Source organism: Achromobacter animicus (genome assembly GCF_040775605.1).
GTDB classification, from domain to species: Bacteria; Pseudomonadota; Gammaproteobacteria; order Burkholderiales; family Burkholderiaceae_B; genus Achromobacter; species Achromobacter animicus.
In genome coordinates this window covers 466,494-489,131 of sequence record NZ_JAYGJK010000001.1, presented here as the reverse complement: position 1 = coordinate 489,131, position 22,638 = coordinate 466,494, and the positions used below count along the sequence as shown (strand labels likewise).

The following is a 22,638-nucleotide window of genomic DNA, read 5'->3' as shown; positions in this document are numbered from 1 at the left end:
TCCTGCCTGTATTGGAATGGATCGTGCGCTTGGCGCGGCGCGGCGTGCGCGACAGGCGGACTGGCCGCCTTCGCGCGCGCATCAGGCCCGGCTCTGCGCCAGCGCCTGGATTTCTTCGGCCGACAGTCCCAGCTTCTCGGACAGGACCTGCTCGGTGTGCTCGCCCAGCATGGGCGGCGCGCGGCGGTACTCGACCGGGCTGCCGGAAAACTTCAGCGGGCTGGCGGCCACGGGCACGGTGCCGGCAGCCGGATGCGGCAGCTCGCGCTTCATGTTGCGGGCCAGGACGTGCGGGTCTTCGTAAACCTGGTCCAGCGTGTTGATGGGCCCGGCCGGCACGCCCACGCCCTCCAGCGCGGCAAGCCAGTGGTCGCGCTCGCCGGTGGCCATGCGCTCGGCCAAGAGGGGCACGAGTTCCTCGCGGTTCTTCACGCGTTGCGGGTTGGTAGCGAAGCGCGGGTCGGCCGACAGCTCGGGCAGGCCGATCGCGCCGCAGTAGTTGCGGAACTGGCTGTCGTTGCCCACGGCCACGATGAGGTGACCATCGCTGGCCGCGAACACCTGGTAGGGAACCAGGTTCTGGTGCGCGTTGCCGGCGCGGCGCGGGGCCACGCCGGAGGTCATGAAGTTCAGGTTCTGGTTGGCCATCATGGCGACCTGGCAGTCCAGCAGGGCCATATCGATGTGCTGGCCCAGGCCGCTGCGGGCGCGCTCGTGCAGCGCGGCCAGGATGCCCACGGTGGAATACATGCCCGTCATCAGGTCGGCCACGGCCACGCCGGCCTTTTGCGGACCGCCGCCGGGCAGGTCGTCGCGTTCGCCCGTGATGCTCATCAGGCCGCCCATGCCCTGGATCATGAAGTCATAGCCGGGACGGCTGGCGTACGGGCCGGTCTGGCCGAAGCCCGTGATCGAGCAATAGATCAGGCGCGGGTTCAGTTCCTTCAGGCTCTCGTAGTCCAGGCCGTACTTGGAAAGGCCGCCCACCTTGAAGTTTTCAACCAGGATGTCGCTTTGCAGCGCCAGCTCGCGCACCAGCTCCGCGCCGCGCGGCGACGCGATGTCCAGCGCCACCGACATCTTGTTGCGGTTGGCCGACAGGTAGTAGGCGGCCTCGGTGGTGTCGTGGCCCGCTTCGTCCTTCAGGTACGGGGGGCCCCAGGCGCGCGTATCGTCGCCCGAGCCGGGCCGTTCGATCTTGATCACCTCGGCGCCAAGGTCGGCCAGGTTCTGGGTGCACCAGGGACCCGCCAGCACACGGGTCAGATCCAGCACGCGTATGCCGGTGAGGGGAGCGGGACGTTGCGACATCGGTAATCTTTTCGCTAGAAGGGAAATGAGAACTTCCGGCCCCGCGGAGAAGCGCCGGGCGGACTGGGATTCCGTCATGCCAGAAGGCGGCCCGCGGGGGCCGCCTTCCGATCAACATTCGTCAGACTGGATATTAGCCTCTGGAACGCGTTGGCCGGACGTCTGGCGACGGAAAGATCAGGAATGCGCCTTGATGGTCTCGCGCGCGATGACCAGCTGCTGGATCTGCGAGGTGCCTTCGAAGATGCGGAACAGGCGCACGTCGCGGTAGAAGCGTTCCACCGCGTATTCGGACATGTAGCCCGCACCGCCGTGGATCTGCACCGCGCGGTCGGCGACGCGGCCCACCATTTCGGTGGAGAAGAGCTTGCAGCAGGCGGCCTGCATGGTGGTGTTCTCGCCGCGATCGCGCATGCGGGCGGCGTCCAGCACCATGCAGCGGGCCGCATACAGCTCGGCCTGGCTGTCGGCGATCATCGCCTGGATGAGCTGGAACTCGGCGATGGGCTGGCCGAACTGCTTGCGCTCGGTGGCGTACTGCACGGCGTCGCGCAACAGGCGGTCGGCAATGCCCACGCACAGCGCGGAAATGTGCAGGCGTCCCTTGTCCAGCACGCGCATGGAGGTCCGGAAGCCGTTGCCTTCTTCGCCGCCCAGCAGCGCGCTGGCCGGCACGCGGCAGTTGTCGAACACGACGTCGCTGGTCAGCGCGCCGGCCTGGCCCATCTTCTTGTCCGGCTTGCCGATGATGAGGCCCGGCGTGCCCGCTTCGACCAGAAAGCACGAGATCGAATTGGCGCGGCGCTCGGGCGCGGTACGCGCCATGACCGAGAACAGGCCGGCGATGGGCGCGTTGGTGATGTAGCGCTTGGTGCCGTTCAGCACGTAGAAGTCGCCGTCGCGCTCGGCGGACACGCGCAGCGACATGGCGTCGGAACCGGCATCGGGCTCGGTCAGCGCAAAGGAGCCGATGAGCTCGCCGCTGGCCAGCTTGGGCAGGTAATTGGCGCGCTGCTCGTCGGTGCCGGCCAGGACGATGGCCTGCGAGCCGATGCCGATGTTGGTGCCTGCCAGCGAGCGGAAGGCGGGCGAGGTCTGGCCCAGTTCGAACACAACGCGGACCTCTTCTTCCATCGTCAGGCCCAGGCCGCCGTAGTCCGGCGAGATCGACAGACCGAACAGGCCCAGGTCGCGCATTTCGTTGACGATGTCCGGCGGCACTTCGCCGCTGGCGGCCAGTTCGTCCTCGGCGGGAATCAGGCGTTCGTGGACGAAGCGGCGGACGGCGTCGATCAGGAGGTTCAGGGTTTCGGTGTCGAGGGCCATGATGGAGGTCTCTATAAGCGGATATGGGTCAGGAACGGGGGGTGGCGGCCGGTTCAGGCGCGCATGCCGCCCACCAGCAGATCGAAATAGCCGTCGGCGATGGATTCGGCGCTGTCGCCCTGGCCGGGCTTGTACCAGCGCACCATCCAGTTCAGCATCGACAGCACGGCGCGGCCGGTGGCGGCCACGTCCAGCACACGGAATGCGCCTTCGGCCACGCCCTGCGCGATCACGTCGCGCAGCTGCTTCTCGTAGCTGTCGCGCAGGCGGGCGGCATCTTCGCGTTCGGACAGCGCCATGCCGGAATACCCGATCAGCATCGTCACGAACTGGGCGTGGTGCTGCTCGAAGTACCGGGCATGTCCCACCATGAAAGCGCGCAGGCGGGCCACGCCGCCCTCGGCGCCGGCCACGTCGCGGCCGACGGTGTGGGTCAGGCCCTCCAGCACCTCGAGGATGATGGCGTCGTAGATGTCCTGCTTGGTGGGGTAGTAGTGATAGATGGCCGCCTTGGACACGCCGATCGCGCCGGCCAGGTCGGCAATGGAGCTGCCGTCGTAACCGCTGCGCGCGAACAGCTTGGCGGCTTCTTCCAGAATGCGTTCGCGCGGGGCGGCCAGGGTGGGTGGCCGGCCCGCACGGGCACGTTTCTGAACGGGTTGGGGGGTGATGCCCATGGACGCCTTTGGCAGGGGCCGCGCGAGGCCGGAGGGTTCTGGCGAACCGCAATTGACAGCCATTCCGCGCATGCCGTTAAATAAAGATTAATTAATTACCGGACGGTCGGTAGGTAATTAATATACTCCAAAACCTACAACGAGACGACGCCCCATGCCCCATCCCCTCGTGACTGATTTGTATGGCCAGATGTCCTTGCCGGTCATCAGTGCCCCGATGTTCATCGTGTCCAATCCCAAGTTGGTCATCGCGCAGTGCACGAGCGGCATCGTGGGGTCGTTTCCCGCGCTGAATGCGCGCCCGCAGACGCTTCTGACCGACTGGCTGGACGAAGTCCAGGCCGGTCTGGCGTCCTACCGCGAGGCCAATCCCGGCGCCCCCGTCGCGCCGTTTGCCGTCAACCAGATCATCCACCAGTCCAACGACCGCCTGGAACAGGACCTGGCGGTATGCGCCAGCCACCGGGTGCCGCTCATCATCACCAGCCTGCGCGCCCCCGGCGACCTCGTGAAGGGCGTGCATGACTGGGGCGGCAAGGTCTTCCATGACGTGACGACGATCCGGCACGCGGAAAAGGCGCTGGAAGCGGGCGTGGACGGGCTGATCCTGGTGTGCGCGGGCGCGGGCGGCCATGCCGGCACGCTCAGCCCCTTCGCGCTGATCTCTGAAGTGCGCCGCTTCTATGACGGCCCCCTGATCCTGTCGGGCGCCATCACCTCGGGCGCGCACGTCCTGGCCGCGCAGGCCATGGGCGCGGACTTCGCCTATATGGGCACGCGCTTCATCGCCAGCGAGGAAGCGAACGCCAGCGACGGCTACAAGGCCGCGATCGTCGAGGCCAGCGCCTCGGACATTCTGTACACGCCGTTCTTCACCGGCATCCCGGGCAACTACCTGAAGGCCAGCATCGCGGCCGCCGGCCTGGATCCGGCCAACCTGCCCGCCCCGGACAGCGGCGCATCCAATTTCGGCACGACCCGCGTCAAGCCCTGGAAGGACATCTGGGGCGCCGGCCAGGGCGTGGGCGGCATCGCCAGCGTCGAGCCGACCCGCAAGATCGTCGACACGCTGCGGCATGAATACGCCGAGGCAAAGGCCCGCCTGGCCACGGGACCGCACGCATGAGCGCCGGCCTGAAGGTGGCGCGCGACGGCGCCGTCCTCACGCTGACAATCGACCGCCAGGACCGCCGCAACGCGCTGGACACCGCCACCTATGCCGCCCTGACCGAGCAGATTTCGCTCGCCAGCGCGGACGTGGCGGTCTCGGCGGTCATCCTGACGGGCGCGGGCGAACATTTCACGGCAGGCAACGACCTGCGCGACTTCCAGGCCGAACGCGGGGCGGGCGACAGCGCCGGGCTGACGTTCCTGCGCGCGCTGACCACGGCCGACGTGCCCGTCATCGCCGCGGTCGAGGGTTACGCCATCGGCATCGGCGTGACGCTGCTGCAGCATTGCGATTTTGTCCACATCGGGGAAGGCGCGACCCTGCGCATGCCGTTTGTCGCCCTGGGGCTGTGTCCGGAAGGCGCGTCCAGCCTGCTGATGCCGCGCCTGGTGGGCCGCCGGGCAGCGCAGTGGCTGATGCAGGGCAAAGCTTTTTCGGCGCAGGAGGCGGTGGACGCCGGCCTGGCCACGTCCGTCACGCCCAAGGGCGAGGCGCTGGCTGCGGCCCAAGCCACCGCAGCGGACCTGGCGCGCCAGCCGCCGGCCGCGCTGCGCCTGACCAAGGCCATGATGAAGCGGGCTGACCGCCAGGCCATCCAGGAGACGCTGGACTACGAAGCCCAGCAGTTCCGCGCCCGCCTGCAGACCGAAGAGGCGCAGGCGGCGTTCGCGAAGTTCTTCAAGAAATAGCGCGTCAGAAGGGCGAATCGGGGCGGAAGTTCGGCGCCCGGCGTTCACGCAGGGAATTGATGCCCTCGCGCACGTCCGGGCCGCCAAAACCCATGAATTCCAGCGCCAGCGACGTGTCGAAAGTCGGTCCGGCCATGCGCAGCCAGTTGTTCAGCGAATATTTGGTCCAGCGGATCGCCGTCTGCGACCCGGCCGCCAGCTTGTTGGCCACTTCGAACGCCTTGCCGATCAGCTCGGCCTCGTCCACGCAGAGCGACACGAGGCCGATTCGTTCGGCTTCCTCGCCAGACACCGTCTCGCACAGCATGAGGTAGTACTTGGCCTTGGCCATGCCGCACAGCAGCGGCCAGACGATGGCGGCGTGGTCGCCCGCCGTGACGCCAAGCCGGGTGTGGCCGTCGATGATGCGGGCGTCGCGCGCCGCGATCGAGATGTCTGCCAGGAGGCCGGCCACCAGCCCCGCCCCCACCGCCGCGCCGTGCATGGCCGACACGATGGGCTTGCTGCAATTGATGATGTTGTAGACCAGGTCGCGCGCCTCGCGCCAGACGCGGGTGCGCACGTCGAAGTCGTCCGCCATCTGCTGCACCAGATCCAGGTCGCCGCCCCCCGAGAAGCCCTTGCCCTCGCCGCGGATCACCACGACCCGCGTGTCCGGATCGGTGTCGATGTCGCGCCAGATGTCGGCCAGTTCCCGGTGCATCCGGTCGTCGGCCGTGGAAAGCTTGCCCGGCACGCCGCCCTTGGCGCCCATGATCAGTTCCAGCACGCCGCCAGGATGGCGGCGCAGCTTCAGGGATTCGTAGGCCGAATAGTGTTCCAGCGTGATGTCGGTCATTGTCTGCTCCGGGTCTGGTCTTTGGTTGTTCGCACCCCGCCCCAAGGCGGCCGCGTTTTTGCGCACTATAGTGGATACGGCCGACCCGCCAAGACGATTTCCCTCCGGAGCCTCACCCCATGAACACCCCCGCCGTCCCCATTGACCGCGCCGCGTTGCCCGCCCTGTTCGCACCCCGCGCGGACGACTCGCACAAAGGCAGCTTCGGCACCGTGGGCGTGGTGGGCGGCGGTCCCGGCATGACCGGCGCAGCCCTGCTCGCCGCCCGCGCTGCCCTGAAGACCGGCGCCGGCAAGGTGCTGGTGGGTTTCGTGCAGGAAACGCTGCCGCTGCCCTGCGACCCGCTGCAACCCGAACTGATGCTGCGCGACTTCCGTTCGCTGCTGGAAGAAGACTGGGGCGTGACCGCCTGGGTCGCCGGCTGCGGGATCGGCACGGGCGCGCTGGCCGCCAACGCCCTGTCGGAACTGTTCGTCCTGCGGCGGCACGCGCCGCTGGTCCTGGACGCCGACGGCCTGAATCTGCTCGCCCGCGGCGAAATCCGGCCGACCTGGGGCGCGGGCCCCGTCGCGCTGACCCCGCACCCGGCGGAAGCCGCCCGTTTGCTGGGCGTCGGCACCGACACCATCCAGCGCGACCGCCCCGCCGCCGCCCGGCAACTGGCGCAGCGCTTTCAGGCGTGGGTGGTGCTCAAGGGCGCCGGCACCGTGGTGTGCGCCCCGGACGGCGGCCTGCACGTCAACACCACCGGCAACCCGGGCCTTGCCACCGCCGGAACCGGGGACGTATTGGCCGGCATGCTGGGCGCGCTGATCGCCCAGAAGCTGCCGCTGGACCAGGCCGTGCCCGGCGCCGTCTGGCTGCATGGCGCCGCCGCCGATGCACTCGTCGCCCAGGGTGTCGGCCCCATCGGCCTGACGGCCGGCGAGCTGGCCGACGCCGCCCGCGCCCTGCGCAACGCGCGCTAAGTCCAAGCCCGACAAAACATTTTTACAACATACTAGGGTTTTCCCCTAAAATGAGATTGCTATTGGCCTAGGGTTATCCCTATAATGGTTTACCCCATGACGAAACGGACTGGAGCCAAACCATGAGCGAACTGACCCTGAACAACACTGCCCGCCTGACCGACGCGCTGGAGCGTGACCTGCTCCGCGGCGCTCTCGAAAACCAACCGAATTCTCACCCGCTGACCAGCCTGAAGAAGGCTGGCCAATCCGTAGCAGCCGCTGTTGCCGCCGTCTTTGCCTTCATCGACGAAGTGAACGAATCGATGAACAAGGCTCGCGCCGCCAGCTCGCGCTTCTCCGGATCGCAGTGGTAATAACAGCCGCGCCAGGCTGAATCGCGACCAATCTCCCGCGACTCAGCCTGGCGCGCTGCCGTTGCCGCGCCCGCCTGGCCCTCCCCAGGCGCCCGCCGCAACGTTTCGGCGCCCGTCCCCTCACCGGCGCCATCGCGTCGCGAGAGGTCCCAAGAGGGACCGCGCGACGCCCTCTCTCCCTTCCCCTCTCGGCGTTTTCCCTAGCGCCCCGATTGCCGCTGCGCATTGACAGCGCGCGAACCCCCTACCGATAATCGGCCCCTTGCCGTCGTGCCCTGGCGACATTTCCCCGCAAGCCCCCTGGCCGACGCAGTCGTCCCCTGGCGCGCGTGGCCGCCTGCACGATCCGGTTCGTTCCCCATCCGGAGTTGTCACCATGAAGTTGCGCACCACCCTGGCCCTTGTGGCCGCCGCCATTCCCCTGGCAGCCGCCCAAGCCCAGACGCTGAAGATCGGCCTGTCGGCCGAACCGACCTCGGCGGACCCCCACTATCACAAGATGACGCAGAACGACGCGTTCTCCGCGCACGTCTACAACTCGCTGGTGGGCCGCAGCGCCGACATGAAGCTGGTTCCCCAGCTTGCGACTTCCTGGAAGACCCTGGACGACCTGACCTGGGAATTCAAGCTGCGCGACGACGTCAAGTTCTCGAACGGCAAGCCGTTCACGTCCGAAGACGTGCTGTTCACGATCTGCCGGACGCTGAACAACGAAACCAACGTGTCGCAGTCCTACATGGACATGACCAAGCGCATCACCGACGTCCAGACGCCGGACGCGCACACCGTCATCATCAAGACGGGCGAACCCTTCCCCCTGATGCCGGCCGAACTGGCCCGCTCGCTGCCGATCATCTGGAACGGCATCGTCGAGCACGGCAAGCTCACGTATGACCCCAAGAAGGGTTGCGGCGTGACGGGCGCCTGGCCCACGGTCGTCGACTTCAACAACGGCAAGGACGCCATCGGCACCGGCCCCTACATGCTGAAGTCCTACGTCAAGGGCACCGGCATCGAACTCGTCCGCAACGAGAACTACTGGGGCGAAAAGCCGCACTGGAAGGAAGTGAAGTTCGTGCCGGTGCCGTCCGCCGGCCCGCGCCTGACCGGCCTTTTGTCCGGCGACTTCGACATGATCGAAAACCCCGCCGCGCGTGACCTGCCGCGCCTGAAGGACAACCCGAAGTTCGGCTTCGTGGCCACGCCGTCCACCCGCCTGGTGTTCTTCCAGCCGGACGTGGGCCGCAACCCCAGCCCGTTCGTCAAGAGCGCCGACGGCAAGAACCCGCTGCAGGACCTGCGCGTGCGCAAGGCCATCAACATGGCCATCGACCGCAAGACCATCACCGCCCGCATCATGGATGGCATGGCAACCCCGGCCTTCCAGTTCATGCCCGACGGCATGTTCGGCGCGCTGCCCAAGGCCCCGGAAATCAAGTACGACCCGGAAGGCGCCAAGAAGCTGCTGGCCGAAGCCGGTTACCCGAACGGCTTTGAACTGACGCTGTCGTCCACCAACGATCGTTACGTCAACGACGGCCAGGTCGCCCAAGCCGTCGCCCAGTACCTGTCGCGCGTCGGCATCAAGACCAACGTGGACGCGATGACCGCCTCCATCTACTTCCCCAAGCGCGCCAAGCGCGAGTTCAGCTTCTCGATGGGCGGCTGGCCGGCGGAAACCGGTGAAGCCTCGGCGCTGTTCCAGTTGTGGGTCGCCACGCTGGATTCGCCCGTCAGCCTGGGCACCAGCAACTACGGCGGCTTCTCGAACGCCGACTTCGACAAGGTCTACAAGCAGGCCATCGTGACGGTTGACCCCGCCAAGCGCGAAAAGCTGCTGCAGGAATCCACCCAGATCGCCCTGGACAACGTGCCGCTGATCCCGCTGCACTTCGAAAGCAGCATCTGGGCATACCGCAAGGGCATCTCGTACGAAGGCCGCCGCGACCAGTACACCCTGGCCACCTCGGTCAAGCCCGACGCCAAGTGAGCCGGCAGGGCTGAGTAAAGAAGAAACGGCTGCCTCGTGCAGCCGTTTTGCCTTGTGGCGGCGCAAATGCGCCCCGCTTTGCCCGAGCCCCCCGCCCCATCCCCTACAATCGTCTCGCTTCATCGGAACCGCCATGCCCACGTCTTTGCCCCCGTCTTCGTCCGCCCCTGCCCCCCGTCCTTTCCTGTTGGCCTGTCCGGACCTGTCGGCCGAGCGCGTGGGCAACACCGACACGCCCGGCGTCTGGCATTTCGATTCCGGCGCGCCCGGCAAGCGGGTGATGCTGAGCGCGCTGATCCACGGCAACGAACTGTGCGGCGCCTGGGCGCTGAAGGACCTGCTTGCCGCCGGCCTGCGCCCGCGCCGCGGCACGCTGACGCTGGCGTTCTGTAACCTGGCGGCCTTCGACCGCTTCGACGCCCGCAATTACGCCCCCGCGCGCTTCGTGGACGAAGACATGAACCGCGTCTGGAGCGAGGACAAGCTGTCCGCGCCGATCTCCCAAGAGCGCCGCCGCGCCGCCGAGCTCCGGCCGTGGGTGGAACAGGCGGACTGGCTGCTCGACTTTCATTCGATGAGCAATTCCGACGTGCCGCTGCAGCTGACCGGCCTGGAGCAGCGCAACATCGATCTGGCGCTGGCTTTGGGCAATCCCGCCACCATCATTGCCGACGCGGGCCACGCTGCCGGCGTGCGCATGCGCGATTTCGGCCGTTTCGGCGAAGCCGGCGACAACGGCACGCGGTCCCTGCTGATTGAATGCGGGTTCCATGGCGCCCCCGAGGCGCGCGGCGTGGCCGCCGACCAGATGGCGCGCTTTCTGGTGCAGGCCGGCACGGTGGACCGCAGCGACATCCCCGCCGCCTGGTTCGCGCCCGGCGCGCCGCTGCAGCGCGCGCTGCGCGTCACGCACGCTATCGCCGCCAAGAGCGCCGACTTCCGTTTCGCCGAGGCCTGGAAGGGCCTGGAGATGCTGCCCAAGGCGGGCACCGTCATCGGCTGGTCGGAAGGCGAGCCCGTCACCACCCCGTACGACAACTGCGTGCTCATCATGCCGTCCACCGCCAACCTGCGGCCCGGCGTCACCGTCGTGCGCCTGGCGCAGCCGATCGCCTAGCAACAGCCTTTCACCCCCGGCTTTTCCCCAACCCTGAGCCCACCAAGGAAATCATCTCGTGGCCTTGTTCATCCTACGCAGACTGATACAGAGTCTGTTCGTGCTGCTGGCCGTGTCGGTCGTGGTCTTCTTCGCGGTGTATGCCGTGGGCGACCCGATCGAGCTGCTGGTCAGCCCCGAAGCCAGCCAGGCCGCGCGCGAGGCGATGATCGCCCGCCTCGGCCTGGACCTGCCCGTCTGGCAGCAGTACACAGGCTTCCTGTGGCGCGCGCTGCACGGCGATCTGGGCACCTCGTTCGTGCACGGCATCCCGGCGATCGAACTGATCGTGCAGCGCATTCCCGCCACGTTCGAGCTCGTGATCGTCGCGATCATGCTGACCTGTGTGATCGGCATTCCGCTGGGCCTGATCGCGGGCCTGTACCGCGATGAGTACGTGGGCCGCGGCATCATGGCCTCGTCCGTGCTGGGCTTTTCGCTGCCGAACTTCTGGCAGGGCATGATGCTGATCCTGCTGTTCGCCGTCTGGCTGGGCTGGCTGCCCGCCACCGGCCGCGGCGACACGGTGACCGTGCTGGGCGTGCGCCTGTCCATCCTGACCGCCGACGGCTGGTCGCACCTGATCATGCCCGCCATCAACCTGGCGCTGGCCAACATCGCCCTGGTGCTGCGCCTGACGGCCTCCGGCGTGGTGGAAGCCCGCAGCCAGGACTACGTGAAGTTCGCGCGCGCCAAGGGCGTCAAACCCGGCCGCATCGTGCGCCGCCACATCCTGCGCAACATCCTGATCCCGGTGGTCACGGTGATCGGCATGGAGTTCGGCACGCTGATCGCCTACTCGACCATCACCGAGACCGTGTTCGCGTGGCCCGGCATGGGCAAGCTGCTGATCGACAGCGTGTACCAGCTCGACCGCCCCGTCGTCGTCGCCTACGTGATGCTGGTCACGCTGATCTTCGTCATCATCAACCTGGTTGTGGACATCCTGTACGCCGCGCTCGACCCGCGCGTGCAGCTCGTGGCCCCCGCTCATTGAACCGCCATGGCTAACTCTCCCAATCCCGGCCGCACCCGCACCGTCCAGCCTCTGGCCGAGACGCCCCGGCGCGCCGCCATCCTGAAAAAACTGCATGCGCGCCCCACGGTGCGCGGCTCGGTCATCGCGCTGGCCGTCCTGATCATCCTGGTGGTCTTCGCGCCATTCTTTGCGCCGCAGAATCCGTACGATCTGGCCAACCTGTCGCTCATGGACGGGCGCCTGGCCCCGCGCCAGGCGCTGATGGACGGCAGCATCGCCTGGCTGGGCACTGACGACCAGGGCCGCGACATGCTCAGCGCCATCCTGTATGGCCTGCGCATCAGCCTGATGGTGGGCCTGTCCGCCGTCGTGCTGGCAACCGCCATCGGCGGCGCGATCGGCCTGGTGGCCGCCTACATCGGCGGCTGGGTCGACACCGTGCTGATGCGCATCGTCGACTTCATCCTGGGCTTTCCGACCATTCTGGTGGCGTTGGTGCTGCTGGTGGTGCTGGGCCGGGGGGTCGACAAGGTGATCCTGGCGCTAGTCCTGGTGCAATGGGGCCACTACGCGCGGATCATGCGCAGCCGCGCCTTGCAGGAACGCCGCAAGGAATACGTCGAGGCCGCAGCCAACCTGGGCTTTCCGGCGTGGCGCATCATGCTCTTTCACCTGTTGCCCAACTGCCTGGGTCCGGTGATGGTGTTCGCCACCATCCAGATCGCGACCGCGATCGCGCTGGAAGCAACGCTGTCGTTCCTGGGCGTGGGCGTGCCGATCACCGAACCGTCGCTGGGCCTCTTGATCTCCAACGGCTTCCAGTACCTGCTGTCGGGCGACTACTGGATCAGCCTGTTCCCGGGCATTGCGCTGCTGGTTCTCATCCTCTCCATCAACATCGTGGGTGACCGCCTGCGCGAAAGCCTGGATCCTCGTCGAGCATGAGCGACATTCTTCTTGATGTGCGCGGCCTGCGCACTGCATTCCATACCGAGGCCGGCGCGTGGCTGGCGGTCGACGGTGTCGACCTGACCGTGCGCCGTGGCGAGATCGTGGGCCTGGTGGGCGAGTCCGGTTCGGGCAAGTCGGTCACAGGCTTTTCGCTGCTTGGCCTCATCGACCCGCCGGGCGAAGTCGTCGACGGCGAAGTGAAGTTCAAGGGCACGGACCTGCGCAAGCTGTCTGAAGAGCAGATGCGCCAGTTGCGCGGCAACCGCATCGCCATGATCTTCCAGGACCCGCTGATGACGCTGAACCCGGTGCTGCGCATCGGCGAGCAGATGATGGAAGCCATCCTGACGCACGAGGACGTGCCGCGCGCCCAGGCCGAGGAACGCTGCCGCGAGGCGCTGGCCATGGTCGGCATCCCGTCGCCGGAAAAGCGGCTGAAGAGCTATCCGCACGAATTCTCGGGCGGCATGCGTCAGCGCGTGGCGATCGCGATTGCGATGCTGAACAAACCCGACCTGATCATCTGCGACGAACCCACGACCGCGCTGGACGTGACCATCCAGGGCCAGATCCTGTACCGCATGCAGCAGATCTGCCGCGAGCACAACACGGCGCTGATCTGGATTACCCACGACCTGGGCGTGGTGGCCGAGCTGGCGGACCGCGTGGCCGTGATGTATGCCGGCCGTATCGTGGAAAGCGGTCCGGTCGAACAGGTGCTGGATGCGCCGCGCCACCCCTATACCAAGGGCCTTCTGGACTCGATGCCCGGCGCCACGCAGCCGGGCGCGCGCCTGCACCAGATCAACGGCATGGCGCCCAGCCTGGCGGGCCGTCCGTCGGGCTGTGCGTTCCGGCCGCGCTGCGTCAACGCGGTCACGCGCTGCACCGAGCAGGCCCCCTCCGTCACCACCGAAGGTTCGCGCAGCTATCGCTGTTACGTGCCGATTGCCCGCGAGGCACAGTAAGCAATGAGCCAAGCCGATACCCCCGTCATCGAGCTCAAGAACGTCCACAAGCGCTTCGAGCAGCGGCCTGACCTGGCCCAACGCATTCTCGCCCTGACCGGCCGCCCCATCGACCGCCGCACCGTGTACGCGGTGAACGGCGTGGACCTGTCCATCAAGCGCGGCGAAGTCGTGGGCCTGGTGGGCGAGTCCGGTTGCGGCAAGTCCACGCTGGGACGCGTCGTGGCCGGCCTGCATCGCCAGACCGAAGGCGAGCTGCTGTACCAGGGCCTGGACGCCAACCGCCTGCGCGGCGCCGACAAGCTGGCGTACACCCTGGGCGTGCAGATGATCTTCCAGGATCCGCAAGCCTCGCTGAACCCGCGCCAGCGGCTGCGGCAGATCCTGGGCGAATCGCTGAAGGTGCACAAGCTGGCGCCTCCCAACGAGATCCCCGCCCGCGTCGACCAGGCGCTCACGGAAGTGGGTCTGGCCACCGAATACCGCGACCGCTTCCCGCACCAGATCTCGGGCGGTCAACGCCAGCGCATCGGCATCGCCCGCGCGCTGATGGTGGCGCCCAAGTTCCTCGTCTGTGATGAACCGGTGGCGGCGCTGGACGTGTCCATCCAGGCGCAGGTGATCAACCTGTTCATGGACCTGCGCGAACAGCACGGTTTCACGTACCTGTTCATCAGCCATGACCTGGGCGTGGTCAAGCACATCTCGGACCGCGTCGCGATCATGTATCTGGGTAAGATCGTGGAGATCTCGACGTCGGCCGAAATCTTTGCCCGCGCCAATCACCCGTACACGCAGGCGCTGATGGCCGAAGTGCCGGACGTGGCGCGCCGCGGCCGCAAGTTCACGCCGATCAAGGGCGAGATTCCGTCGCCGCTGAATCCGCCGTCCGGCTGCACGTTCAACCCCCGCTGTCCCCACGCGATGCCGCGCTGCCGTGAAGTGGCGCCGGCCCTGAAAGAAATCTCGGCGGGCCACTGGTCGGCCTGCCACCTGAACGAAGCGAGCGCCTGATGAAACCTTCCGATATGTCCAACGTGGACCGCATCGCCATCGAAATGGGCCATGCGGGCCGCAACGCGATCCTGTACGTGGACGAGGACCGCAACTACGACCGTCCGTTCAAGCTGCAGACCTATCGCCCCTACGGCTACACGCCGGACCGACCGGTGGTGATCGTGCAACACGGCGTGCTGCGCAACGGCGACGAATACCGCGATTTCTGGGTCGAAGCCGCCGACAAGCACAAGCTGCTGATCGTGGCGCTGACGTTCTCGAACGAGATCTGGCCGGGCGTTGAAAGCTACAACAACGGCCGGGTGTTTTCAGCCGGCGGCAATCCGCGCCACATCGATGGCTGGACGTATGCGCTGGTGGGCAACGTCATCAAGGACATGATCGCCGGCGAGATCACCGACGGGCAGAACGTTTACCTGTTCGGCCACAGCGCGGGCGGCCAGTTCGTCCACCGCCTGATGAGCAGCCAGCCGCACGCGCCCTTCAAGGCGGTGACGGCGGGCAATCCGGGCTGGTACACGCTGCCGACGTTCGACTATCCCTATCCCGAGGGCATGGACGGCGTGGGGCTGACCGAGGACCATCTGGTGAAGCTGCTGGCCTACCCGATGACGATCCTGGCGGGCGACAAGGACATCGAGACCAACGATCCCAACCTGCCGTCCGAGCCCGCCGCGATGCGCCAGGGCCCGCACCGCTTTGCCCGTGCGCAAAACTACTTCGAATTCGGCCGCAAAGAGGCCGAGCGCCGCGGCGTGCCGTTTGGCTGGAAGCTGCAGGTGGTGCCGGGCATCGGCCACGACGGCCGCGCGATGTCTGCCGTGTGCGCGAGCCTGTGGTTCGATGGCAAGATGCCCGACGATGCCGAGCTCGCCCGCCTGGCCGGCCAGCAGGTCGCCTGAATCCCTTTTCCATTGCTGAAATCCGATACCGCCATGTCCAACACCCAGAGCACTGAACAGATCGTCGCCGGCATTCAAAGCTGGCTGCAATGCGAGTCGCCGTCGAACTTCCCGGAAGGCATCGCCGCGATGGCGCGCATCATCGCCGACTACGCGGCTGCGGCCGGCCTGACGGTGGAGCTGTCGTCGCTGGGGCCCACGACGGGCCCGCTGCTGTACGCGACCAACCGCGCGCCGGGCGATACGCGTCCGGGCATCCTGATCCTGGCGCACATGGATACGGTGCATCCGGTGGGCACGCTGCTGGAAAACCCGGTGCGCATCGACGGCGACCGTCTTTACGGCCCGGGCAGCTATGACATGAAGGCGGGCATCTATCTGGCGCTGACGGCGCTGGCCGGCGTGGCGCGTCCGGGTGCGACGCAACTGCCGGTGGATTTCCTGGTGGTGCCGGACGAAGAAACGGGCAGCCACGCCTCGCGCGCGCATATCGAACGCTTCGCCGCCAATGCCAAGTACGCGCTGGTGTGCGAACCGGCCCGCCCCAACGGCGGCAAGTGCGTGACGGCACGCAAAGGCACGGGCATGCTGAATCTGAACGTGAAGGGCCGCCCGGCCCACGCAGGCATGCAACACGAGAAGGGCCGCAGCGCGATCCGCGAAATGGCGCATCAGGTGCTGGCGCTGGAAGCGATGACGGACTACGACCGTGGGATCACGGTGAGCGTGGGGACCATCGCGGGCGGTACGGTCACGAACACAGTTCCGGCGCTTTGCCGCTGCGTGGTGGATTTCCGGGTGCCTGACATGGGCGCCGCGGAAGACGTGCTGCGCCGGATGCGTGAACTGTGCGCAGTGGGTCCGGACGTTGAACTGGACATCGACGTGGAACTGAACCGTCCGCCGATGGTAAAGACGGAGGCGGCGGCTGCGTTGCTGGCCTTGGTGCAGGGGTTTGCGGATCGCGCGGGCTTCTTGCTTGAAGATGCGCCGATGACGGGTGGCGGCAGCGATGCCAACTTCACGTCGGCAATGGGCATTCCGACGCTGGATGGGTTGGGAGCTGATGGAGATGGCGCGCATACGTTGAATGAGTATGTGCTGGTGTCTACGTTGGAGCAGCGGTTGAAGTTTTGGGAATTGCTGCTGCGGGATTTGGCTTGATGTTGTGTTTTTTGCGGCATCTTTGCGCGAAGAGTTGAGTTCTTGATGCGGCCGGGTGGTTGAGTTCTTAAGACGTCCGCCACGGTGGCGGCCCGGGGCGCGCGGGGCCACGATTGCGGTCCGGAGCCTTCGCTCCGGACTTGCCTAGGCGGCCCCCCCCTTCGTCATCTTCGTCCGCCTTCGGCTCCCTTCAGATTCCCTCGGGCTTATCGACGCCCCGCGCACCCCGGGCCGCCACCGCACCGGACTCTGGCAATTCAAGTCTTTAGGCAGCTGGGACGATCAGCGTGCTTGGCATTTTTGTGTAGATCTTTTCGGGCCAGAAGCATCTTGCGGGGCCCGTCTCCGTTCGGCCGCGCGGGCGGCCTCCGGAGACTTACGCGGTGTCTTGCGGCGTAGCGATGGCGCTTCGCGTGTGGCTGCATTTGGTCTAGGTGTCTGACACCTAGGTGAGATTCAAGTGATACCAAGCGCATCTCCCGAGGGTGTCAGACACCGGCAGCGGCAGACGCTATCGGCAGGTTCAGGCAGCGACGGCAATCGATTCGGTGTCAGACACCGGCCGCGGCAGACGCTCTCGCCAAGTTCAAGCGGAGCCGCCATTAATCGTCAATTGAATCCCAGTGCCCGATGGGCGGCGCGAACCGGTCGGCAAGTTGTGGCTGACCGTCGCCGCGCCGCCCATCACCGCCCCTCCCCCCGTGACGGCGGCCCATTAGCAAGCCAACCGTCACCAGCGCGCAAGCGACCACCGCCACGACGCCCCACCGGCCCAATGCCGGGTTGCCGCCGTCCGGGCGGCAGCAACCAGGCGGCCCCGCAGATCCCCTTCCCTGACCACAGGTCTTGTAGCGCCACAAACCAAAGACCCTCGTAGCACGGCGTCGTGGTCACCGGGGAGGCGAGCGCCGTCGATGCGCCCGAGGGAATCTGAAGGGAGCCGAAGGCGGACGAAGATGACGAAGGGGACGTCCGGAGCGAAGGCTCCGGACCGCAATCGTGGGCGCTCGCCTCCCCGGTGACCACGGCGTCGGGCGACCTACGAAGACCTGTCGTCACGAAAGGCTGATGTCTCGAGGGCCGGTGTCAGACACCCTGGGAAGACGACCCTCAACTCGGATCACCGTCTTAGCGGGTGTCAGACACCTAGGTAAAGCTAAATCCGCAGACAAAACCACCAACACCCAGACCCATTCGCCTAGAATGTCGCCCACCAAAATCGCCATCCCCCACCATCTCTCATGTCCGCCGCCCCCACCAGCGCCATCGCTTACGGCCTAGCCACGTTAGCCGCCGACGGCACCATCCTTGACACTTGGTATCCGCGTCCCTCGCTCGCCGACAACGCCCCTCCCACCGGGACTCGTCATCTGACGCCTGAGGAAGCGCGCGCCGCGCTTGGCGAGCACGTGGCCACGGCCCTCGTCCGGGACACGCGCCGCAAGGTCGATATCGTTGCCGTGCGCACCGCCATTTCCTCGCTCGACGAGCCGCCCGCTGATGCTCACGACGCCTATCTGCGTCTGCATCTGCTCAGTCATCGGCTCATCCGGCCGCATGACGCCAATCTGGATGGGTTGTTTGGCGTGCTCGCCAACGTCGCGTGGACTTCGGTGGGGCCTTGTGCGGTGGATCAGGTTGACGCGCTGCGCTGGCATCTGCGCGCCACCGGGCAGGTTCTGGAAATTCGCGGCGTGGACAAGATTCCGCGCATGACCGATTACGTCGTGGCCAGTGGCGTGCGTATCGCGGACACGGCGCGAGTGCGGCTGGGCGCGCATCTGTCGCCGGGCACCACCGTGCTGCATGAAGGGTTCTGCAATTTCAACGCCGGCACGCTCGGCGCGTCCATGGTCGAAGGCCGCATCAGTGCGGGCGTGATCGTGGACGATGGCACCGATATTGGCGGCGGCGCGTCGATCATGGGGACCATGTCGGGTGGCGGCAAGCAGGTGGTGTCCATCGGCAAGCGTTGCCTGCTTGGCGCCAATTCGGGCATCGGCATTTCGCTGGGCGACGATTGCGTGGTCGAGGCCGGTTGCTACGTCACCGCCGGCACACGGGTGCTGACGCCGGAGGGCGCGGTGGTCAAGGCGGTGTCGCTGGCCGGTCAGCACGGGCTGCTGTTCCGCCGCAACTCGCAGACCGGCGCGGTGGAAGCGCTGGTGCGGACCGCGGCGTGGGGCACGTTGAATCCCGCGCTGCATTCGGGCCACTGAATGGAATATGGCCGCTGCGAGCGGCCATATCAATCATGCGGCGTGCGCTCGGTTACCCGAGCCGGCGCCTTGGCGTCAGGCGTATTCCGCCGTTTGCCCCAGCTGGTTGTACACCAGGTTGACGAAAAGGTCGGAACTCAGGATGCGCGCCACGCGGCATGAGAAGACCGTCTTGCCGCTGTCGTCCTGCAGGGTGACCGTGTCGGTCCAGTCGTTCAGATCGATGGGCTGCAGCGACTCGTAGGGCCACGTGACGCCGTCGATGTGCAGGCCTTGTGCGGACAAGGACACTTCGCGCGTTTCAAGGTTGGGGAAGGTGCCGCCGGTGATATAGCGGAACGTGACGCGCGCGCCCTGCTCGGTCAGCGATTCCAGAACCGGCAGCCGGCGCGCCACGTAGTGGGAGCGGAAGGCGTCCATGAACGCGGGGAATTCGTCGATGCCGGTGGCGACTGTCCAGGCGCCTTGCGCGGCGCTGCGGTACGCCAGGCGGTCGGCGGATCCTGCTGGCGAGTCCGGCTGGCCGGTGTAGAGGCAGAGATCCTGGATGTCCGCAAATGCGGTGTAGGTGCGGGCGCCGCCTTCCTGGCTGACGACTCCGTTTTCGTGCAATTCAAAGCAATCCGGGGCGCTCCCCGTGCGGGTAAACACCGCGAATGCGTCTATGGCCTGCGGGGTTTCTCTATCTGTCATGCAACTTCCTGAATGGATTGGGGTGCTATCGCGGCCCAGGACGTCGCAATGTCTTGCGAGCCGTATTCTCCCCCATATGCGGATTACGTGCTTGATGACCCCAATTCCCGCACGTTGAACGGAAATCACTCGCCCGGCGGAATCGGCGAGAAACGCATGTGCTGCACGTCGCCGCGTCCGGCGATGATCGCGGTGGATTCGGGCACCTCTTCCCAGACACCGGCCATGTCCGACAGCGGCTCTGACAGCAGCAGGAAGGCATCGTCGTCCATGGCGGCGATCTGCGCGTTGTCCGGGTAGAGTTCGCGCAGGTGGCGCACGCAGGTGTTGTGAAACAGCGTGCGCGAGTCGCCTTCGCTGGAATAACGCACCGCGATCAGGCGCTCGCCGTCCAGCGCGCATACGGTCATGTTGATGGGATGCGCCACGCCGTGGCGCCGGCCGGTTTCCTCGACCGCGCCCACCATGCGGGCGATTGCGGGGATAGGGTCTTCGTCCAGGCCGAACGTAAGGGCCAGAAGAAACATCACCTCGGAATCCGTGGAGCCTTCCAGCGATCCGAAATACGCGGGCGCAATCATCAGCATCAGATCACGGCGCAGCAGCGGGTAGTCGCGGATGAGGCCGTTGTGCACGAACAGCCATTGCCCGTGCCGAAAAGGGTGGCAATTGGTCTCTTGCGCGGGGGTATCGGTGGCGGCGCGGATGTGCGCGACGAAGTGCGGTGCGTGGATGGCGCGGGCGGCCTCGCGCAGATTGCGGTCGTTCCAGGCCGGATGCACGCTGCGATAGCGGAACGGCGGTTCGATGGGGCGGCCTTCGATGGGGCGGCTGTACCAGCCCAGCCCGAAACCGTCGCCATTCGTGGTGGTGGCGCCCAGGCGGGAATGCAGGCTTTGTTCGATGAGCGAGTGCTTGGCCTTGAACAGCACGCTCTCCATCTGCAGGGGACTACCGGTGTAAGCCAGCCAACGGCACATGATGCGCTCCTTCGATCCGGACAGGCCAGTGTAGGAGCGGGGCGCGCGTTTCTTCAAGTCTTGGCTTACGCCCCCCGTCTTCGCCTGCAATGCCGTCGCGTGTTGCGCCGGGTTTGTAGCGCCCCTGTGTGTGGAGGCCTGTGTATCGCGCCCCTGTGTGTCGCGCCCCTGGTCCGCCCCGCCCCTATTTGTTCAGCAGCGCCTTCAGCATGGCCATGCGCTCCTTGGGGCTCATGGCGGCCGTCGCGTCGTCCTCCTGAATGCGCACGTCGCCCAGGCCCATTTCCTCGATGAAGCGCGACGGCTCGCGCACCAGGTCTTCGCGCGCGCGGCGGCGGCGCTTGCACCAGCTCAGGTGCAGGCTGCGCTGCGCGCGCGTGATGCCCACGTACATCAGGCGCCGTTCTTCCTGAATGCGGGTGGCCAGGTTTTCGGCGGCGCGCGCAGGATCGCCGACTTCGTCGTCCTTGCCCAGATGCGGCAGCAGGCCTTCTTCCACACCGGCCAGATACACGTGCGGGTATTCGAGGCCCTTGGAGGCGTGCAGCGTGGACATCTTGACGGCGTCGGGCGCTTCTTCCTCGCCGCGCTCCAGCATGGTGACCAGCGCCACGTGCTGCACCAGATCGAAGAGCGACATGTTGTCTTCCTCGGCCTTGCGCTTGAGCCAGCCGGTCAGCTCCAGGACGTTCTGCCAGCGCGTCTGCGCCGGGCGTTCTTCGAAGAGTTCGAACAGGTGCCGTTCGTACTGGATGGCTTCGAGCAGGTCGTCGAGGATGGCGCCCGCGGGTTCCGCAGGCGCCGCGTCCTTGCCCGAGGCCGCGCCGCGGCCGGCGCGCCACTGCATGCGGCGGATGAATTCCGCGAAGGTGCGCAGCTGGTCAATCTGGCGCGGCGCCAGCACGCTTTCGAGGCCGGTCTCGGCCACGGCGGCCAGCAGCGACAGTTCGCGGCTGGCGGCGTACTGGCCCAGCGCCTGCAAGGTGGCCTGGCCGATGCCGCGCTTGGGCGTGGTGGCCGCGCGGATGAAGGCGGGGTCGTCATCGTCGTTGGCCAGCACACGCAGGTAGGCCAGAATGTCGCGCACTTCCGCCTTGTCGAAGAAGCTTTGCCCGCCGGAGATCGTGTACGGAATCTTCAAGTTGCGCAGCGCCTGTTCCAGGATGCGCGACTGATGATTGCTGCGGTAAAGGATGGCGAAATCCTTCCACTGCGCCTGGCGTTCGAAGCGCGCGGCGGACACCTTCATGGCGATGGATTCGGCCTCCTGCTCCTCGCCGTCCATGGCCGAGACCTGGATCGGTTCGCCCACGCCCAGCTCGGACCACAGTTTCTTTTCGAAGAGCTTGGGGTTCTTTTCGATGACCTGGTTGGCGGCTGCCAGGATGCGCTGCACCGAACGGTAGTTCTGCTCCAGCTTGATGAGCTTGATGTTCGGGTAGTCGGTGGTCAGCTTGGCCAGGTTCTCGATGGTGGCGCCGCGCCAGGCGTAGATGGCCTGGTCATCGTCGCCCACGGCGGTGAACATGGCGCGCGGGCCGGTCAGCAACTGCACCAGACGGTACTGGCACACGTTGGTGTCCTGGTATTCGTCCACCAGCAGGTAGCGCACGCGGTTCTGCCAGCGGGTGCGCACTTCTTCGTTGCTGGCCAGGAGTTGTGCAGGAATGCGGATGAGGTCGTCGAAGTCCACCGCCTGATAGGCGGCCAGCGTGGCGGCGTAGCTGCGATAGACGTTGGCGGCTTCGACGTCGCCCGGGGTGATGGCTTCGCGCGCGGCGTCGTCCGGCTCCAGCAGCGCGTTCTTCCACAGCGAGATGATGCCCTGCACGTGGCGCAGGCGGGCCTTGTCGGTGGTCGCCAGCAGTTCCTGGATGATGCCCATGGCGTCGTCGGCGTCCAGGATGGAGAACGTGGGTTTCAGGCCCGCGTTGCGCGCTTCTTCGCGCAGCATCTTCACACCCAGCGAGTGGAAGGTGCTGATGATCAGGCCCTTGGACAGCTTGCGGTCGACCAGCGTCTTCACGCGCTCGTCCATTTCGCGGGCGGCCTTGTTGGTGAAGGTCAGCGCGACGACATTGCGGCCCATGTAGCCGCATTCGCGCAGCAGGTAGGCGATCTTCTGCGTGATGACGCGCGTCTTGCCGCTGCCGGCGCCCGCCAGGACGAGGCAAGGGCCGTCCAGGTAGAGCGTCGCCTCCCGCTGCGCGGGATTCATGCCGTGGCCAATCGGTTCGCTTGCGGACATTGGAGATTCAGATCGTCATGCGTCGCGGCGGCCAT

The 22,638-nt window shown here is 66.6% G+C and carries 20 protein-coding genes; 13 read left to right on the top strand and 7 right to left on the bottom strand.

What is annotated here, in order from left to right:
• Positions 1-81 precede the first annotated feature (81 nt).
• From AB3147_RS02160 to AB3147_RS02150, 3 genes are all read right to left on the bottom strand, one after another.
• On the bottom strand, positions 82-1,311 hold the full coding sequence (locus AB3147_RS02160) for a CaiB/BaiF CoA transferase family protein (RefSeq protein ID WP_105237142.1): 1,230 nt from the start codon (positions 1,309-1,311) through the stop codon (positions 82-84).
• Between the two features lie 177 nt (positions 1,312-1,488).
• Entirely contained in the window at positions 1,489-2,637 is a 1,149-nt protein-coding gene (locus tag AB3147_RS02155) for an acyl-CoA dehydrogenase family protein (protein ID WP_175139455.1), read from the bottom strand.
• 53 nt (positions 2,638-2,690) lie between these two features.
• A complete protein-coding gene (locus tag AB3147_RS02150) occupies positions 2,691-3,314 on the bottom strand; it encodes a TetR/AcrR family transcriptional regulator (protein ID WP_367351343.1) in 624 nt (207 codons plus the stop codon).
• A 154-nt stretch (positions 3,315-3,468) separates the two neighbouring features.
• On the opposite strand from AB3147_RS02150, the gene AB3147_RS02145 reads away from it, so the two are divergent.
• Together AB3147_RS02145 and AB3147_RS02140 are read left to right on the top strand one after the other, a co-directional pair.
• A complete protein-coding gene (locus AB3147_RS02145) occupies positions 3,469-4,440 on the top strand; it encodes an NAD(P)H-dependent flavin oxidoreductase (RefSeq protein ID WP_218342255.1) in 972 nt (323 codons plus the stop codon).
• Positions 4,437-5,174 carry an enoyl-CoA hydratase-related protein gene (locus tag AB3147_RS02140; protein WP_105237138.1) on the top strand — a complete coding sequence of 246 codons (738 nt, stop codon included), beginning with the start codon at positions 4,437-4,439 and terminating at the stop codon, positions 5,172-5,174. The genes AB3147_RS02145 and AB3147_RS02140 overlap by 4 nt, the downstream gene beginning before the upstream one ends.
• 4 nt (positions 5,175-5,178) lie before the next feature.
• Here the strand turns inward: AB3147_RS02140 and AB3147_RS02135 are convergent, their stop codons facing one another.
• Positions 5,179-6,012 (bottom strand): enoyl-CoA hydratase/isomerase family protein, encoded by an 834-nt coding sequence (locus tag AB3147_RS02135; protein WP_175125116.1) that lies wholly within the window; start codon positions 6,010-6,012, stop codon positions 5,179-5,181.
• Between the two features lie 119 nt (positions 6,013-6,131).
• Here AB3147_RS02135 and AB3147_RS02130 point away from each other — a divergent pair, with 119 nt between their 5' ends.
• From AB3147_RS02130 to dapD, 11 genes are all read left to right on the top strand, one after another.
• Positions 6,132-6,980, top strand: a complete 849-nt coding sequence (locus AB3147_RS02130; protein ID WP_367351342.1) for an NAD(P)H-hydrate dehydratase — start codon at positions 6,132-6,134, stop codon at positions 6,978-6,980.
• Between the two features lie 122 nt (positions 6,981-7,102).
• Positions 7,103-7,336, top strand: a complete 234-nt coding sequence (locus AB3147_RS02125; RefSeq protein ID WP_008161006.1) for a hypothetical protein — start codon at positions 7,103-7,105, stop codon at positions 7,334-7,336.
• A 376-nt stretch (positions 7,337-7,712) separates the two neighbouring features.
• Positions 7,713-9,326 (top strand): ABC transporter substrate-binding protein, encoded by a 1,614-nt coding sequence (locus AB3147_RS02120; protein ID WP_175139459.1) that lies wholly within the window; start codon positions 7,713-7,715, stop codon positions 9,324-9,326.
• Positions 9,327-9,459: 133 nt separating this feature from the next.
• Entirely contained in the window at positions 9,460-10,443 is a 984-nt protein-coding gene (locus AB3147_RS02115; RefSeq protein ID WP_286888746.1) for a M14 family metallopeptidase, read from the top strand.
• A 58-nt stretch (positions 10,444-10,501) separates the two neighbouring features.
• A complete protein-coding gene (locus AB3147_RS02110; protein WP_175139461.1) occupies positions 10,502-11,479 on the top strand; it encodes an ABC transporter permease in 978 nt (325 codons plus the stop codon).
• Between the two features lie 6 nt (positions 11,480-11,485).
• The gene (locus AB3147_RS02105) at positions 11,486-12,406 is read left to right on the top strand and encodes an ABC transporter permease (protein WP_105237134.1); all 921 of its coding nucleotides are present in this window, start codon (positions 11,486-11,488) and stop codon (positions 12,404-12,406) included.
• Positions 12,403-13,380, top strand: a complete 978-nt coding sequence (locus AB3147_RS02100) for an ABC transporter ATP-binding protein (RefSeq protein ID WP_175125110.1) — start codon at positions 12,403-12,405, stop codon at positions 13,378-13,380. Before AB3147_RS02105 ends, AB3147_RS02100 begins: the two co-directional genes overlap by 4 nt.
• 3 nt (positions 13,381-13,383) lie before the next feature.
• The gene (locus tag AB3147_RS02095) at positions 13,384-14,394 is read left to right on the top strand and encodes an ABC transporter ATP-binding protein (RefSeq protein WP_175139462.1); all 1,011 of its coding nucleotides are present in this window, start codon (positions 13,384-13,386) and stop codon (positions 14,392-14,394) included.
• Positions 14,394-15,299, top strand: coding sequence for an alpha/beta hydrolase (locus AB3147_RS02090; protein WP_175186069.1), 906 nt, complete (start codon positions 14,394-14,396; stop codon positions 15,297-15,299). Before AB3147_RS02095 ends, AB3147_RS02090 begins: the two co-directional genes overlap by 1 nt.
• A gap of 33 nt (positions 15,300-15,332) precedes the next feature.
• On the top strand, positions 15,333-16,463 hold the full coding sequence (locus tag AB3147_RS02085) for a M20 family metallopeptidase (RefSeq protein ID WP_175186070.1): 1,131 nt from the start codon (positions 15,333-15,335) through the stop codon (positions 16,461-16,463).
• 1,241 nt (positions 16,464-17,704) lie between these two features.
• Positions 17,705-18,682 (top strand): 2,3,4,5-tetrahydropyridine-2,6-dicarboxylate N-succinyltransferase, encoded by a 978-nt coding sequence (gene dapD, locus AB3147_RS02080; protein ID WP_175186071.1) that lies wholly within the window; start codon positions 17,705-17,707, stop codon positions 18,680-18,682.
• A gap of 75 nt (positions 18,683-18,757) precedes the next feature.
• Here the strand turns inward: dapD and AB3147_RS02075 are convergent, their stop codons facing one another.
• The 3 genes from AB3147_RS02075 to AB3147_RS02065 all read right to left on the bottom strand — a co-directional run bounded on the left by AB3147_RS02075 (position 18,758) and on the right by AB3147_RS02065 (position 22,603).
• On the bottom strand, positions 18,758-19,375 hold the full coding sequence (locus AB3147_RS02075) for a hypothetical protein (protein WP_175139467.1): 618 nt from the start codon (positions 19,373-19,375) through the stop codon (positions 18,758-18,760).
• A 125-nt stretch (positions 19,376-19,500) separates the two neighbouring features.
• Positions 19,501-20,355, bottom strand: coding sequence for a class II glutamine amidotransferase (locus AB3147_RS02070; RefSeq protein ID WP_367351341.1), 855 nt, complete (start codon positions 20,353-20,355; stop codon positions 19,501-19,503).
• Positions 20,356-20,539: 184 nt separating this feature from the next.
• Positions 20,540-22,603: a UvrD-helicase domain-containing protein gene (locus tag AB3147_RS02065; protein ID WP_239216517.1), complete on the bottom strand. Its 2,064-nt coding sequence runs from the start codon at positions 22,601-22,603 to the stop codon at positions 20,540-20,542.
• Positions 22,604-22,638 lie beyond the last annotated feature (35 nt).

What these genes read in the sequence shown, in the direction of transcription:
- AB3147_RS02160 (WP_105237142.1), bottom strand. Translation starts at nt 1,311, where the DNA reads ATGTCGCAACGTCCCGCTCCCCTCACCGGCATACGCGTGCTGGATCTG.
- AB3147_RS02155 (WP_175139455.1), bottom strand. Translation starts at nt 2,637, where the DNA reads ATGGCCCTCGACACCGAAACCCTGAACCTCCTGATCGACGCCGTCCGC.
- AB3147_RS02150 (WP_367351343.1), bottom strand. Translation starts at nt 3,314, where the DNA reads ATGGGCATCACCCCCCAACCCGTTCAGAAACGTGCCCGTGCGGGCCGG.
- AB3147_RS02145 (WP_218342255.1), top strand. Translation starts at nt 3,469, where the DNA reads ATGCCCCATCCCCTCGTGACTGATTTGTATGGCCAGATGTCCTTGCCG.
- AB3147_RS02140 (WP_105237138.1), top strand. Translation starts at nt 4,437, where the DNA reads ATGAGCGCCGGCCTGAAGGTGGCGCGCGACGGCGCCGTCCTCACGCTG.
- AB3147_RS02135 (WP_175125116.1), bottom strand. Translation starts at nt 6,012, where the DNA reads ATGACCGACATCACGCTGGAACACTATTCGGCCTACGAATCCCTGAAG.
- AB3147_RS02130 (WP_367351342.1), top strand. Translation starts at nt 6,132, where the DNA reads ATGAACACCCCCGCCGTCCCCATTGACCGCGCCGCGTTGCCCGCCCTG.
- AB3147_RS02125 (WP_008161006.1), top strand. Translation starts at nt 7,103, where the DNA reads ATGAGCGAACTGACCCTGAACAACACTGCCCGCCTGACCGACGCGCTG.
- AB3147_RS02120 (WP_175139459.1), top strand. Translation starts at nt 7,713, where the DNA reads ATGAAGTTGCGCACCACCCTGGCCCTTGTGGCCGCCGCCATTCCCCTG.
- AB3147_RS02115 (WP_286888746.1), top strand. Translation starts at nt 9,460, where the DNA reads ATGCCCACGTCTTTGCCCCCGTCTTCGTCCGCCCCTGCCCCCCGTCCT.
- AB3147_RS02105 (WP_105237134.1), top strand. Translation starts at nt 11,486, where the DNA reads ATGGCTAACTCTCCCAATCCCGGCCGCACCCGCACCGTCCAGCCTCTG.
- AB3147_RS02100 (WP_175125110.1), top strand. Translation starts at nt 12,403, where the DNA reads ATGAGCGACATTCTTCTTGATGTGCGCGGCCTGCGCACTGCATTCCAT.
- AB3147_RS02095 (WP_175139462.1), top strand. Translation starts at nt 13,384, where the DNA reads ATGAGCCAAGCCGATACCCCCGTCATCGAGCTCAAGAACGTCCACAAG.
- AB3147_RS02090 (WP_175186069.1), top strand. Translation starts at nt 14,394, where the DNA reads ATGAAACCTTCCGATATGTCCAACGTGGACCGCATCGCCATCGAAATG.
- AB3147_RS02085 (WP_175186070.1), top strand. Translation starts at nt 15,333, where the DNA reads ATGTCCAACACCCAGAGCACTGAACAGATCGTCGCCGGCATTCAAAGC.
- dapD (WP_175186071.1), top strand. Translation starts at nt 17,705, where the DNA reads ATGTCCGCCGCCCCCACCAGCGCCATCGCTTACGGCCTAGCCACGTTA.
- AB3147_RS02075 (WP_175139467.1), bottom strand. Translation starts at nt 19,375, where the DNA reads ATGACAGATAGAGAAACCCCGCAGGCCATAGACGCATTCGCGGTGTTT.
- AB3147_RS02070 (WP_367351341.1), bottom strand. Translation starts at nt 20,355, where the DNA reads ATGTGCCGTTGGCTGGCTTACACCGGTAGTCCCCTGCAGATGGAGAGC.
- AB3147_RS02065 (WP_239216517.1), bottom strand. Translation starts at nt 22,603, where the DNA reads ATGTCCGCAAGCGAACCGATTGGCCACGGCATGAATCCCGCGCAGCGG.